We start from the raw sequence: 14,757 nt of genomic DNA, 5'->3' as shown, positions 1-14,757 counted from the left end.
CCACATATTTTAGATGGGTGAATTTTCGCCCAAAGCGGTCTCTTTTATACCCGTAAATAAGGTCTTCCAGACCAGGTTGAAGAAAGACTTTTTAATATCCCTCTCATAGTGAGGGTGCGCCAGGCGGGTTTCTCCGTCGGCCGGATTACTGTCCTTGATGATCAGCACGTTAGCCAGGAAACTCATTAGCCCTTTCCTTTTAAACTCATGTGTGCCCTCTTCTTTTTTCAGAATATTCACTTTCAGATTGCTGTAAATGAATTTTACCTGGCCGGAAGCCCTGCGTTCGTTGCCCGTCATGCTGAAGGACAGGTCTTCTATATCGCAGGATTTCACCTGTACCATGGCCAAGGGCTTCAATACCGGGTTCAGATCTTTCCCGTCCATGCTTTTCACCTGTCCTGAGACCCCAAATCCGCCCAGGGTGTCTTTCATAGAAAAGTCAAAGTGTACCTTCAGCTTCCCGCTATTCATCAGGATCGCGTTAAGGTCGGCCGTGATATGGCTGTTTTTGGCAACCATGCTGTCTATATTGGTCACATTGCGGAAGATACCGTGCACCTGTTTGATGCTCAATTTCCCCGCTTCGTCCGATTTCGGGTTGATCTCCGTGTAGGAAATATCAGTTTTCTTCCCTACCAGGCTATCTATATATATAGGTATCGCCAGTTTTTTGAACAGCTGATTGGGGAATTGTCCCAGTTTGTTGCCTGGCGCATCTGGCAGTTTGCGGTTATGGTAGATGTCCAGGACTCCGTTATTAATGGTCAGCTTATCGGCCCAGATGACCTGGTGTTCCAGCAGCATACGCGGCTGCAGCCGGGCCAGTTCTATGTTGTTCAGTTTTACATCAAAGCGGTCACGCTGGGTTTTGGAACGGATATCAAATTCCGCCCTGGGGTACCGGGGTTCGACGGCAAACTGGCCGATCCGTAATGTTTGCTCCTCAGCGCTGTAATGGACATCCTTGACATGCATCCAGTAAAGACTATCCGGTGTACGGTACCGGTATTCCTTCAAACCGAATTCATAGTTTCTGGCATAGAGGAAACGGGTGGGGTCCTCCAGTGCCACAGAGTCTATCAGAAAGTCTTTTACCTGTATCCGTAGCTGCTCCAGGTGGGTCATTACCAGGCCGCTGTCCCGTTTTACGACGGTATACCTGAGATTCGTATTATTGAGTTGGAGGGTGCCCAGGTAGAGCGATTTTATCTTTGAAGAGATATTCTGATATGCGTTCTTCCGGACGGTAGTGTCTTTATTCTGCAGATTGAGCTCCAGCATAACCACCGGATTGCTCAGCACCAGGGAGCCGGCATTGAGTTCCTTTTTCATGAAATAGCGCCATACCCTGAAGTAGCTTAGGGACACCCGGTCGGCCGTAAAGCTGTAAATCAGCTTAGGAGCCCTTTGTTCATTCTGAAGGCGTTTATATACCTCCGGATCTCTTATCAGGCTTACCTTTTCCAGTGTAAGACTACCGGTGATGGGATTCAGGTTGAGATCCGAATAGCGTAGGGTATACAGGCTATCTGACATGTCCTGGATATAGGCCCTTAACTGCCATTGGATCTGTTTATTCCAACGCTGCCCGATGTACCACGCTGCACCAAGCACCAGTAGTATTAATATGGCTATTGATAGGAGTACCTTTTTCCAGATCCGTTGAATAAGTGGTCTTTTCTGCATCATATACAATTAAACGAAATTCATACCAATAGTCCCCTATAATAATTTACCCCATCCTGAAAAGAAGCTGCCTGTTTGCCATTACAGAAAAAATATTGAAACTTGTCAATGAATGATAAGTGGCTATTTTTCATTAAATTAGATGTGAATTTTACACTTTTTAGGCGTTTTCCCTTTGTAACCTGAATGTCAAAACGTTTCTGAATAAAATTTGAATGCCTATTTTTGTGACGGATTTAACAAAACGAATGGCGTGAAAGAGGTACAGGACATATTATCATTGGCCATCCGGCAGCCCGCTATGAGCGACCAGCTGCTATTGGCAGAAGACGACGCCGTTACGGTGCCGGACTGTCTCGATTTTACTTTGCAGCGGTTTACGTATGATCGTCCGTTGCCGGTAGAGGATGTGGCCATGGTGGTATATCAACCGGCTAAAAGAGGGCAGACTGCTGCCATCGAATTACGTTATTGCGTGGCGGGTAACAAGTATTGCCAGAATCCGGGTTGTACTGACCGTGTGTGTGTGGATGGACATAAAGATAACTGCGTGCAGAAATCTCCCTCCATCGACATGATCACTGTCCGTTTCCAACCTTCCTTCATACAATCGCTGCAGAAAGGGGCCACTAATTCCACCCTTTTCGACATGCAGTCCCGCAAGCCTTTTGTTAAAACGATCCAGCCCAGTACCAAATCCAAAGAAGTATTGGAGCAAATGGTGCATCATAACTATGATGGCGCTCTCAAAAACATCTTCCTTCAGAGCAAGGCGCTGGAATTACTCCTCTTCAGTTCAGACCAGTTTGCCCAGAATGATACCGACGACCGTTTCGGTTGCCGCTTTCTGACACAACTGGAAGACCGCGAGAAGATAGAAAAAGCCCGTGATATATTATTAGAGCAGTTGGATGCGCCTATCACGATCCGTGATCTGGCCCGCCGGGTTGCCATGAACGAATGTTACCTGAAGAAGGGCTTCAAGGCAATGTATGGCACCACTATCTATGATTATTTCCAGAAGGAAAGAATGGAGAAGGCGAAGAACCTGTTGTATGAAAGAGGCATGTCTGTTTCTGAAGTAGCGATCCTGATGGGTTATTCCTGTATTTCCCATTTCTCTACGGCATTTAAGAAACATACTGGTTTGAAGCCTTGTGAATTGTTGTTGAGATAATTGAAAATCAATCGTTAAGATCGAAAGCTATTATATAGGGATCCCGCTCTGATCAGAGCGGGATTTTTTATTTCCGTTCCTGCCACATACTTTTCCCGATTTGATCAATTGTTTTCCCGAATACACAAACAGTCCCCGGAATATTGGCGTTTCTTTGTATCACGATCGGCAGATATTTATCCTGATCTTCCTTATAAGCTTCCTTATCAGATTTGACCATGGTGAGAGCTTACAGGGCAAAAATGAGTAAAGCCATTAATTTTTTTTGCACCTCATTAACACCCAATTTTGACCTTTTGGAAAGTGCAATTTTTGCCAGGTAAGCTTTCTACCGTAATTACATAAAGCCGTCTCGTCTCAAACGAGACGGTTTGTGTTTTATATAGCCTGTTTGTTATTAGCAGCCAATCCGGATCTACCGTGCACATCAAAATAATAGACTGCAGAGCTGAATAATCTTTCCACAGCGTTCGGATAGCTTACTGTCGGCTTACCATCGGCCTGGAATCGGCTTACTATTAAGGTGGTTAAATGACATCAAGAGGCTATTTAAAGGGTATCTATATATCAAAGGGATATTGAGGTGACCTATAAATACTATTGTGATGCCCGGTTGCATAGCTATTTGTATATTAGTCGCACTAAGACAGCAAGCTTTTGTATTGATAACCTCAAAGCCATTTTTATGGCCATTGTTAAAGAATATTCTCATACAGCTTGTACGAGGTACTCCCGGCAAACATTATCCTGCATATTCTTCAATTTGCCAGCACAGATTTTGACATGTATTGCTTCCCACTTTAAAAGTAGGCAGGCATAGCTGCGCCTTTCCACTACAGTCGTACTGAATACAAGGCAGGTTTAAAGAGTGATAGGAAGGCAGGTAGGGGAATATTAATGCATTGATTAATATATAGATTGATGCAAAGGATGGACTAATGTTAAGACTGGTGGTGTTTGAAAGGGGATGGGATATCGCCAGGTTTGGCAGTCCGGACGACAGATAGTCGCATCATGTGACATTATGTGTATAAGGAGAGAACGTATTAATTAACAAACAGATAGAAAAAGAAAACCCCGCCCAAAAGAGCAGGGTCTGTCCTATTTATCCCTATACCTATGAAATACTAATTAATGTGGTTATTATTCTGTAACGGTTCCATTTTCATTAATCAACACCACCTTTTCAACACCGTTATCCTGAATATTAACCTTATAATATGCAGCTACATCTGATCTCTCAATTTTCCAGCCATCTTTTATAGTGGCGCTTGGATATTTTGATCTGAGTGTAGAGGATACTGCTTCTGGTATCCTGTCACCTGCATATGAACTACGGGTAGCTACCCATTTACCATCTGCGTCATATTCAGCTGCAGTCTTTACATCTTCTTTTGTAAAGTTTGCGACCCAATGTCCGCTATAGTTCTTTGACCACTTCGCTTCCGATCCTGAAAAAGTCTGCTGAAATGCATCTTTTACAGCTACGGGAGCTACCACCTCTTTAGCAACTACCTTCTTTGTTTTTTTTGCTGATTTCTTTTGTGCAAAAGTTGTGCCGGAAGATATGAGTGCCACACAAATTATTAATACTAACTTTTTCATAAATAATCAGATATGGTTTTTCAATTGGGTTGAGTTTTTCAACTTATTCTTCCGTCGTAGTTACCAAAACAATGCCAAAAAGGCTAGCAACGAACTAATGCCCGGTAAAAATACAAAAAAAACCGCAATTAAAAGCAAATCTGTGTTTTTTAGTGGTCAGGCCTTTTTCCAGGCTGCTCTAAAATCCGTAACTTTGCAGAATTTTAATCAACTTATTTTATAACGTCAAAGGGCGGAGAATTGTTTTATGGCCAGCAAATATCAGGAATATAACCAGCTGAATTTACCGCAGATAGAAAAGGACATATTGGCGCATTGGGAAAAAATACAGGCTTTCGAGAAAAGCGTGTCCCTGCGCGAAGGCGCTACTCCTTTCGTATTTTATGAAGGTCCGCCCAGTGCGAATGGTATGCCTGGTATTCACCATGTTATTTCCCGTACCCTGAAAGATCTGGTGTGCCGTTACAAAACAATGAGCGGTTTCCAGGTAAAACGTAAAGGTGGCTGGGATACCCATGGATTACCTGTGGAACTGGGTGTGGAAAAAATGCTCGGTATCACGAAGGAAGACATTGGTAAAAAGATCACCATTGAGGAATATAATAATACCTGCCGCACAGAAGTACTGAAATATAAAGATAAGTGGGATGACCTGACCCGTAAAATGGGTTATTGGGTAGATCTCAAATCTCCATACATTACTTTCGACAATACATATATAGAAAGTCTCTGGTGGTGCCTGCAGGAATTATATAAGAAAGGATTGTTATACAAGAGTGTGAGCATCCAGCCTTATTCTCCTGCTGCCGGTACCGGTCTCAGTTCTCATGAACTAAACCAGCCAGGTTGTTATAAAGAAGTAAAGGATACAACTGTGGTGGCGATGTTCAAAGCCCTGGAATCAGACAAATCTGCTTTCCTCTTTGAAGCTGCCAGAAAAGCGGATCCTGCAGCGGAAGTATTCTTTATGGCCTGGACCACTACTCCATGGACCCTGCCATCAAACCTTGGTCTGACAGTAGGCGCTAATATAGAATATACACTCATACGTACTTTCAATCCTTACACGCACTTGCCGGTGTTTGTTGTAATGGCGAAAGACCTGATCGGTAAGTATTTTAAGAAAGAAGGTGAGGATGGTGATTTTGCTGCCTATAAAGAAGGCGACAAGATCGTTCCGTGGCAGATACTGTCTGTTTTCAGAGGTAGCCAGCTGGAGAATATCCGCTACGAACAACTGTTGCCTTATGTACAACCGGAAGAAGGCGATCCATTCCGTGTGCTGCTGGGCGACTTTGTTACCACCGAAGATGGTACTGGTATCGTGCATACAGCTCCTGCTTTCGGTGCAGATGACAACCGTGTAGGAAAGAAATATGGTATCGGTATTATGACACTGGTAGACCGCCAGGGTAAGTTCCTTGATACAGTAGGGGAATTTGGCGGCCGTTATGTAAAGAATTACAAGAGCGATCCTGATTATAAGGATGTGGATGTGGATATCGCAGTGAAACTGAAGAAAGAGAACCGGGCCTTCAGAGTAGAAAAATACGAGCATACCTATCCTCACTGCTGGCGTACAGACAAGCCAGTGTTGTATTACCCGCTGGATGCCTGGTTCATCAAAACCTCTGCTCTCAAGGACAGAATGGTGGAACTGAATAAGACCATCAACTGGAAGCCTGCCAGCACAGGTACAGGCCGTTTTGGTAACTGGCTTGAAAATATGGTGGACTGGAATCTGAGCCGCAGCCGTTACTGGGGTACTCCTTTGCCGGTATGGCGTACGGAAGACGGATCAGAGGAGATCTGCATCGGTAACATAGAAGAACTGCGCACTGAACTGGCTAAGTCCCTGGATGCCGGTATCATGGAATATACCCCTGGTACAGCAGGTACTTCCACAGTACAGGAATATATCCAGTACCTTACAAAAGACCTGCACAAGCCTTATGTAGATAATATAATATTGGTAAGTCCTTCCGGTAAAGCGATGAGACGTGAGCCGGATCTGATAGATGTGTGGTTTGATAGTGGAGCAATGCCTTATGCACAATGGCATTTCCCATTTGAGAATAAAGAAGAGTTTGCGAAAAGCTTCCCGGCCGATTTCATTGCTGAAGGTGTTGACCAGACACGTGGCTGGTTCTATACCCTACATGCACTGGCTGCAATGCTGTTTGACAGTGTGGCGTATAAAACGGTGGTGTCAAACGGACTGGTGCTGGACAAGAACGGCAATAAGATGAGTAAGCGTTTGGGTAATGTTGTGGATCCGTTCGCTACACTGGAACAATTTGGGGCGGACGCAACACGGTGGTACCTCATCACCAACGCTTCCCCATGGGATAGCATGAAATTTGATATTGAAGGCATCCGTGAAGTACAGCGTAAGCTGTTCTCCACCCTGTACAATACGTATAATTTCTTCGCAATGTATGCCAACCTGGACAGCTTCACTTTCAAGGAAGCATACATCCCGTTGAAGGACCGTCCGGAGATAGACCGCTGGATTATTTCCCTGCTGAACACACTGGTGAAAGACGTAACAGGTTACTTTAATGATTATGAGCCTACCCAGGCGGGCAGGGCCGTGCAGGCTTTTGTTGACGAGCACCTGAGTAACTGGTATGTGCGCCTGTGCCGTCGCCGTTTCTGGAAAGGTGAATACGCTCATGACAAGATCTCGGCTTACCAGACCTTGTATGAATGTCTTGAAACACTGGCTGGTTTAATGGCGCCTGTGTCACCGTTCTTTGCAGATTGGTTATTTGGCAACCTCAATAATGTAAGCAATCGTCATGCGGATGCTTCAGTACACCACTTGAATTTTCCTGTAGTGGTGGAATCAGCAATAGACGCCGACCTGGAGGAAAGAATGCAGCTGGCGCAGGATATATCATCGCTGGTACTATCTCTCAGGAAGAAAGTGAACATTAAGGTTCGTCAGCCGTTACAGAAGATATTAATACCTGTTCAGAATGCTCATATAAAAGAGCAAATAGAAAAAATAGAGGACCTGATAAAAAGTGAGGTGAATGTGAAAGGTATTGACTATCTTACGGAAACGGAAGGTTTCATAAAGAAAAAGATCAAGCCGAATTATAAGTCCCTGGGTGGAAAAATGGGGGCCAAGATGAAAGCCGTGGCAGCAGCTATCAGTGCATTCTCAGCAGCAGATATCGCATCCCTTGAACGCAGTGGAGAATTTATCCTTCAGATTGAAGATGAACAGCTACCTATACAGTTATCAGACGTAGAGATCATCTCAGAAGATATTCCCGGTTGGACAGTAGCTAATAAAGGCGCCCTTACGGTAGCGCTTGATATTACTATTACACCAGAGCTGCTTGATGAGGGAAATGCCCGTGAATTGGTGAATCGTATACAGAAAATCAGGAAGGATAGTGACTTCGAACTTACTGACAGAATACACGTAAAAGTGGCAGTAATAGACAGTCTGAAATCGGCGATTATTAACTATAATGACTATATTTGCACGGAAATTTTGGCAGATAGTCTGGAGATAGTGCCGGAATTACAGGAAGGTATTGAAATAGAAGTAAATGATTTGACATTCAACGTATTAGTTAACAAAAAAAGCTAATCCCATGGCAACAAGCAAGAAAGTTGCTATTAAGAAGACCCAAAAGGCAGCAGCGACACCGGCCAAAAAAGCTCCGGCGAAGCAGATTACGCCTGCAAAAAAGGCTGCGGCAGCTAAGCCTGCTACCGCCAGTAAAGCAGCAGCTCCGGCAAAACCGGCCGCCAAGAGTTCAGCGCCTAAAGTTGCTACCAAACAGGTCAAACCAATTGCAAATTCGAAAGTTGTTGCCAGCAAATCAACGGTTTCCCAGACGGCTTCGTCCAGTAAATCTGTAGTAAAGAAAGCACCCATAGCAGCTCCGGCGGTGCAACCCGTAAAGAAAGCAGCAGCTACTGCTAAGCCTGCAGCTTCTTCCGCGAAAGTGCCTGATACAAAGAAAGTGGTGACGCCGAGCGTTACTGCAGATAAAGTAAAACTAATTTCCAAGCCAGAAGAAAAAGAAGTAATAATGCCAGTAAAGAATAATAAAGAAGATAAAGAAAAAGTTGTTGCAAAGGACGCCGGTAAAAAAACAGCGGACAAAGTGCAAAAAACTGAAAAGGCAGCGCCAGCGAAAGCTGAAAAGCCTGCTGAACGTGCTGAAAAAACTGACAAAAAAGGCAGCAAAGCAACTACATTGGTTACCTACCAGCCAGAGTTCACTAAATCTGTTCTTGACCAGCCGGAACAACCAGCCGGTCCGGTTTACCGTTATAGTGACGCTGATCTGCAGGAATTTAAAGACCTCATCCTGAAAAAGCTGGAAGCAGCTAAAAAGGAACTGGTATACCTGCAGGGTCTCATTACCCGTAAAGATGAAGCTGGTACTGATGACACTGAAAACAAATACATGAGCATGGAAGATGGCAGCGGCTCCCAGGAAAGGGAACAGCTCAACCAGGTGGCCAGCCGCCAGATCCAGTTTATTGATCACCTGGAGAAAGCCCTCGTGCGTATCGAAAACAAAACCTACGGTATCTGCCGTGTTACCGGTAAGCTGATCGATAAAGCCCGTCTGCGTGCTGTACCGCATGCTACGCTGAGCATCGAAGCGAAACTGGCGAAAAGCAAATAAGGAAAAGTAACCGAATACCGGTTCGATCATATTAAGATCCTGATCTACGAATCCGTTAAGCACACAAATGGCACTGCCACTGTGCGAAAGCGGAGGGCAGATCAGGATTTTTTTGTGGCTGGTTTTAGTTGCCTTCTTTCTAATTGAGTTGCCTTTAAGTCCGGACGATTGGCTAATAAATTTCAAAAGGATTCAGATTCATAAAAAAAGCGTCCCCCCTGTCAACAGAAGGAACGCCAGTGTAAATAAACAGGGGCTTCAAGGAGATTATCTTTATGAAACCACTGGTTTCTTGCTTTTACTGATCTGCCTGGCCGCAAAGTATAACAATCCAGCGGACGCTAATCCGATAAGACTGCCTACGCCTATCCGTCTTGCCTGTTTCTTACTGATCGCCGGTAGGCGTAGCTTAAACCTCTCAGGACTGGCCTGGGCTATCTGCAACAACGGTTCCATCCATGGGCCGGGAATAATTTTATCGGCAACTTTTTCTGTGTCGGGGCTTACTGCATCAAATGCGACACCTATTCCTGCTTCTTCGAGTAGTTGTATGCCATCAGAACCGCTGCCTACATAAATAATGTTCTGTGACGTGACGTGGTATTTGTCTGCAATATAGGTTAATATATTGCTCTTACAATAAACGGCGGGCTGCGAAGGTATATTTTTATCCGGACATAGGAAGTATTCCGGGATCGTTACCTCTCCTGTAGCCACACTATTGTAGAGGTGCAACTTGTTCGCAAAGGCAAAATCCATCCCCAGTTTATTCTTAATATGACGCGCCACACACTCAAAGCCATCAGTAATCACACCGCAGGTATATCCCCGCTTTTTCAATTCTCTCACTACGCTCTTAATATCCGGCACCAGCGGAATGGCATCCGCTACCTCCAGCAATTCTGCGAGATTTCTGTCCTGGAACAGGGTCGCCGTATGCTCCAGGACAATCGCGGGGTCATCAAAATGCTCCCTGATCCTTTGCAGGGAATGACCAAACCCAAATTCCCTGGCGGCAGCCATGAGATAATCTTCCCCGAAGATGGCCTCGTCCAGGTTAAAGATGACCATCTTGTGCAGCTTGTCAATAGATTCCAGGATGGAATACTCCATCTGCTCCCTGATAATATTGATCTTACCCAGGGTTTCAAGATTCTCCTGGGGAATATTTTCCGCCTTCCGGAGAATAGTACGGGATACTTCTCTTGACATCTTACTCAACTGTTCCCAGGTCTGCATGGAATTTTCTACCCGTCCGATATTAGCTTCGACAATGCGGGCGCCCATCAGGTGCATGTCTATCAACAGACCGATGTCCACACCATAGTCATTTTCAAAACGGACCTGCGACAAGAGTGATTTTCTTGCTGCGATCATACCGCTGAGCGGTTGATTGAAGCCGGCCAGTTCCGGGAAAAGAATACTCAGCAAGGGTTTCGCTACCAGCTGGGTAACCCTGCCCGCCTGCCGTTCAAAATAGGATTTTACAAAGTCTGCGTTACCATCTGCAATAGGGTCTGTCAGCAGTTCTACAATATTGTCCGGATAGGTAAGAATATCGCCATCCACATACATCACAATATCACTTTTCGCCGCCATCATACCTTCCCGCATGGATATACCCTTTCCCCGCTGACTACTGGTGATCACACGTACTTTCTCCTTTAATGCTTCTTCAACGGAATTATCATTGGAGTTATCATCTACCACAATGATCTCGATCTTTCTAGTTGTCTTTTTGATGGTTTTTATTACCTGACGTAATGTTGCGCCTTCATTCAGAACCGGAATAATAATGGAAATCATAGGCGAATGCTTGTTTTAAGTGAATAATCAGCCTATAGTAAAAATAAAACAGCCCATAGACCGTATCTGACATAGGGCCTATGGGCCGCAAAAATGGGGCCATAGCAGGGGCTGCTGTGTTAATGCTATTTGAACTCCTGCATCTCTACGAGCTTCCTGTATATTCCGTTGTTGGCTATCAGCTGATCGTGTGTGCCTTGTTCTTTGATCTCTCCTTTATCCAGTACCACAATCTCATCGGCATGTTGAATTGTAGAAAGACGGTGTGCAATGACGATAGTGGTGCGATTTTCCATCAGTCTGTCCAGTGCGTCCTGCACCAGTTTTTCAGATTCTGTGTCCAATGCGGAAGTCGCTTCGTCGAGTATGAGAATGGGCGGATTCTTAAAAATAGCACGTGCGATGGTCAGACGTTGACGCTGGCCACCACTGAGTTTCATACCCCGGTCGCCGATAGACGTATCATAACCATTTTCAAGTTGCACAATGAACTCATGGGCATTGGCGATCTTAGCCGCATTGATCACGGCTTCCCTGTCAGCGTTCGGCTGGCCGAAAGCGATGTTATTGAAAACAGTATCATTAAAGAGTATAGCCTCCTGGGATACCATGCCTATTAATGCACGGAGGTCATGCATTTTCACATCACGGATGTCCTGTCCGTCAATCCGGATACTTCCGGAAGTAACATCATAGAAGCGTGGAATCAGGTCGGCCATGGTAGATTTACCAGCACCGCTTTTACCCACCAGTGCCACCATGCGGCCTTTGGCTATTCCCAGTTGTACGTTCTTCAATACCGGACCCAGTTCTACGCTCTTTTCTGTTGGATTTGCTTTATAAGAAAAGGAAACATTGTCAAATCTGATCTCACGTTCAAAGCCAGTCAGTGCTTTTGCATCCGGTTTATCAACAATAGTATTGGCCTGGTCAATGATGCGTAATACCCTATCTCCGGCGGATATACCTCGTGGTAAAGCAGTAAAGGCAGTACCGATTGATTTGGCAGGGGCCAGGATCTGAAAATAGAAACCCAGGTAGGCAATGAAGGCGCTTGCTGTCAATGCATTGGATCCCGACAGGATCAGGTTCCCTCCATACAGCATGATCACAATTACCACCAGTACACCTAATATTTCAGATACCGGAGACGCCATCTCACGCTGATTCTGCATTGCCCTAATAGTATTGGCATAAGCAACATTATCCTGCTGGAATTTGTCCTTGATGAACTTCTCGGCATTGAACGCCTTGATGATACGTACACCTGATAATGTTTCTTCCGTGATATTCAATATTTTACCAAGGATGTTCTGTCCTATGTTGGAATGCTTTTTCAGCTTTTTGGAAACGGTACTGAGAACCAGTCCTGAAATAGGAAAGAATAACAGCGTGAAAAAAGTCAGTTCTTTCGAGATATAGAACAAGGCAATGAAGGTGGTAATAATCACCAATGGATCACGGAGAATAGTCTGCAGCGCAGTGATCACCGAGTTCTCCACCTCTACCACGTCACTACTGAGAACAGACAGCAGGTCGCCTTTGCGTTCGTTGTGAAAGAATCCCAGGGATTGTGTTGTATACTGGTGAAATACGATCTCTCTCATCTTGCGTACGATGTTCACACGCATACGTGTCAGCACCTTCTGGCTCAGGTAGCCAAACAGGTTTTTCAGTAGTATGCTGATGAAGAGGATGATACACACATATACCAATACAGGGAATTTATTACCATTATACCGTCTGAGCAGGTCTGACAGATAATAATAGAAAACATCTTTGAAATAAGCTGCTGTCAGGGAAAAAGAGGGCAGGTGCGTTACTGCTTCATGTTTGCCACCGGTGCCGAACAATGCATCCATGAGAGGAATGAGCAATGAAAAGTTCATTAAGCCGAAAATGGTATAAAGCAATACATACACAACATATTCCGGAATGTAGTGGTGATAGGGCCTCGACAAACTCAGCAACCTGAAAAAAGTCTTCATCTTACGATTATTTATCTTGTCTGTTTATCCTTTCCGGAAGCAGGAGCCGATTTTATATCTGTCAGCACATGCCCGTTTCCTTATCTTTGCCGGAGAAGATTGAATTAAGGGTGCAAGTTAATACAATCTCAAATCTTAAAATATTATGCAGGAAAGCAAAAGACAGAAACAGATAGGGCAGCTGTTACAGAAAGAACTCAGTGATATCTTTCAGCGTATGGGGTTTAACGTACTGGAAGGGGGAATGATCTCCATATCCGCTGTACGTATGACACCAGACCTGCTGGAGGCAAGGGTATACCTGAGTATGTTCCAGATACCCGATAACCACGCTATGGTAAACCGGATCAAGGAAAGAATGGGTGAGATCAAGAAAGACCTGGGAAATCGCGTAGGCAAACAGTTACGCCGTGTACCCGAGATCTCGCTGTTCCTCGATGATACGCTGGATTACGTATTCAAGATGGAAGAACTGTTCAAGAAGATCAAAGACGACGAAGGAGGGAAGGAAAACAAATAAAATCGTATCAATTTGATCTGGCAGTTCGCGTCCCGTTATTTCAGGGCTAAAAAAAGTACCAATGCCATCAATATTATTGCCTGGGTTAGTGTATCCGCTATTGCAGTGGGGGCAGGTGCACTGATAATAATCCTCAGCGTATTTAACGGATTTGAAGGACTGGTGAAGTCTTTATATACCACTTTTTATCCTTCAGTAAAGATCAGCGCGGTGACTGGCAAGAGTATTACACTTACGGCCGCACAACTGAAACAGATCGCCGGAGTGAAAGGGGTAGCGGATATGACGGAAGTAGTGGAAGAGAAAGCAGTGTTACGCTATGGAGAGGGTGACCAGACCATTGCTATCCTCAAAGGTGTGGATAGTAACTACAATAAGGTGGCGGCTGTAGATAAGAGTATTGCCCATGGTAAATTCGAAACGGGTGATGAAAATGGTTACAAGGCGGTACTGGGTATAGAGTTAGAGATAGCGTTGGGTGTAGACCTGGAGCGGGACATGACTCCTATCAGCGTATATCTGCCCCGCCGGAATGTGAAGAGCTTTACAACCCCGGAAGAAGCGCTGGGTAGTGGTGTATTGTATCCTGCGGGATCTTTCGCCATTCAGCAGGAGTTCAATAGTAAATACGTGATCACAAATATTGCCTTCATGCGCGGACTGCTGGGGATGAATGAAGATGAGATGTCGGCGCTGGAGGTGAAAGGTATACCCGGTCTGGATGACATGGTGCTCAAACAACGTTTACAGGCATTACTGGGTAATGGTTATACAATTGAAACCCGTTATGAGCAGAACCAGGCATTGTATGCCATTATGCAAACAGAGCGCTGGGCGGTATATGTGATCATGAGTTTCATCCTGATGATCGCTGCATTCAATATGATTGGCTGCCTGTATATGCTGGTCATGGAAAAACAAAAGGATATCACTATCCTGAAGGCGATGGGGGCACGTCCACAGCTGATCACACGTATTTTCCTGATGGAGGGAATGATCATTGCAGGAATAGGGACCCTGATCGGATTTGGGATCAGCATCTTATTCTGCCTGCTGCAGCAGAAGTTCGGACTGATAACCCTGGAAGAAGAGTCCTTCCTGGTAAGTGCTTACCCGGTAAGTATGCATGTGAGCGATTTCATCCTCGTAAGTGTTACTATTATCGTGATCGGTCTCGGGGCCAGCTGGTACCCTGCCCGAAGGGCTGGCCGGCAGGACATTGAGCTAAAAGCAACATAATATCTGATATACATAATATAAATAAGAAAGCATCCGCCCTGAGACGGATGCTTTCTTATTTATATTATTCTC

9 protein-coding genes are annotated in these 14,757 nt (G+C 44.9%); 5 read left to right on the top strand and 4 right to left on the bottom strand.

Annotated features, from left to right (window positions below; all coding sequences use genetic code 11):
- Positions 1-9: 9 nt before the first annotated feature.
- Positions 10-1,689, bottom strand: a complete 1,680-nt coding sequence (locus BLR32_RS04260; protein ID WP_143011359.1) for a hypothetical protein — start codon at positions 1,687-1,689, stop codon at positions 10-12.
- Between the two features lie 253 nt (positions 1,690-1,942).
- Here BLR32_RS04260 and BLR32_RS04255 point away from each other — a divergent pair, with 253 nt between their 5' ends.
- Complete coding sequence (locus BLR32_RS04255) at positions 1,943-2,866, top strand: helix-turn-helix domain-containing protein (protein WP_143011358.1); 924 nt, start codon at positions 1,943-1,945, stop codon at positions 2,864-2,866.
- Between the two features lie 1,143 nt (positions 2,867-4,009).
- On the opposite strand, the gene BLR32_RS04250 is transcribed toward BLR32_RS04255, so the two are convergent.
- A complete protein-coding gene (locus BLR32_RS04250) occupies positions 4,010-4,471 on the bottom strand; it encodes a PepSY-like domain-containing protein (protein ID WP_089828983.1) in 462 nt (153 codons plus the stop codon).
- A gap of 247 nt (positions 4,472-4,718) precedes the next feature.
- On the opposite strand from BLR32_RS04250, the gene ileS reads away from it, so the two are divergent.
- Together ileS and BLR32_RS33935 are read left to right on the top strand one after the other, a co-directional pair.
- Positions 4,719-8,078 carry an isoleucine--tRNA ligase gene (gene ileS / locus BLR32_RS04240; protein ID WP_089828981.1) on the top strand — a complete coding sequence of 1,120 codons (3,360 nt, stop codon included), beginning with the start codon at positions 4,719-4,721 and terminating at the stop codon, positions 8,076-8,078.
- A gap of 4 nt (positions 8,079-8,082) precedes the next feature.
- Positions 8,083-9,132 carry a TraR/DksA family transcriptional regulator gene (locus BLR32_RS33935; protein ID WP_176842160.1) on the top strand — a complete coding sequence of 350 codons (1,050 nt, stop codon included), beginning with the start codon at positions 8,083-8,085 and terminating at the stop codon, positions 9,130-9,132.
- A 273-nt stretch (positions 9,133-9,405) separates the two neighbouring features.
- On the opposite strand, the gene BLR32_RS04230 is transcribed toward BLR32_RS33935, so the two are convergent.
- Together BLR32_RS04230 and BLR32_RS34545 are read right to left on the bottom strand one after the other, a co-directional pair.
- On the bottom strand, positions 9,406-10,938 hold the full coding sequence (locus BLR32_RS04230) for a glycosyltransferase (protein WP_089828980.1): 1,533 nt from the start codon (positions 10,936-10,938) through the stop codon (positions 9,406-9,408).
- A gap of 125 nt (positions 10,939-11,063) precedes the next feature.
- Positions 11,064-12,926 carry an ABC transporter ATP-binding protein gene (locus tag BLR32_RS34545; RefSeq protein ID WP_089828979.1) on the bottom strand — a complete coding sequence of 621 codons (1,863 nt, stop codon included), beginning with the start codon at positions 12,924-12,926 and terminating at the stop codon, positions 11,064-11,066.
- Between the two features lie 145 nt (positions 12,927-13,071).
- Here BLR32_RS34545 and rbfA point away from each other — a divergent pair, with 145 nt between their 5' ends.
- Both rbfA and BLR32_RS04215 read left to right on the top strand, forming a co-directional pair.
- Positions 13,072-13,446: a 30S ribosome-binding factor RbfA gene (gene rbfA / locus BLR32_RS04220; protein ID WP_089828978.1), complete on the top strand. Its 375-nt coding sequence runs from the start codon at positions 13,072-13,074 to the stop codon at positions 13,444-13,446.
- A 12-nt stretch (positions 13,447-13,458) separates the two neighbouring features.
- Positions 13,459-14,685 carry an FtsX-like permease family protein gene (locus tag BLR32_RS04215; RefSeq protein WP_089828977.1) on the top strand — a complete coding sequence of 409 codons (1,227 nt, stop codon included), beginning with the start codon at positions 13,459-13,461 and terminating at the stop codon, positions 14,683-14,685.
- Positions 14,686-14,757: the final 72 nt, after the last annotated feature.

Source organism: Chitinophaga filiformis (assembly GCF_900102545.1).
Classification (GTDB): Bacteria; Bacteroidota; Bacteroidia; order Chitinophagales; family Chitinophagaceae; genus Chitinophaga; species Chitinophaga filiformis.
Note: the sequence above shows the minus strand (reverse complement) of the source record. Positions and strands in the feature narration are given on the sequence as shown.

What these genes read in the sequence shown, in the direction of transcription:
- BLR32_RS04260 (WP_143011359.1), bottom strand. Translation starts at nt 1,689, where the DNA reads ATGCAGAAAAGACCACTTATTCAACGGATCTGGAAAAAGGTACTCCTA.
- BLR32_RS04250 (WP_089828983.1), bottom strand. Translation starts at nt 4,471, where the DNA reads ATGAAAAAGTTAGTATTAATAATTTGTGTGGCACTCATATCTTCCGGC.
- ileS (WP_089828981.1), top strand. Translation starts at nt 4,719, where the DNA reads ATGGCCAGCAAATATCAGGAATATAACCAGCTGAATTTACCGCAGATA.
- BLR32_RS33935 (WP_176842160.1), top strand. Translation starts at nt 8,083, where the DNA reads ATGGCAACAAGCAAGAAAGTTGCTATTAAGAAGACCCAAAAGGCAGCA.
- BLR32_RS04230 (WP_089828980.1), bottom strand. Translation starts at nt 10,938, where the DNA reads ATGATTTCCATTATTATTCCGGTTCTGAATGAAGGCGCAACATTACGT.
- BLR32_RS34545 (WP_089828979.1), bottom strand. Translation starts at nt 12,926, where the DNA reads ATGAAGACTTTTTTCAGGTTGCTGAGTTTGTCGAGGCCCTATCACCAC.
- rbfA (WP_089828978.1), top strand. Translation starts at nt 13,072, where the DNA reads ATGCAGGAAAGCAAAAGACAGAAACAGATAGGGCAGCTGTTACAGAAA.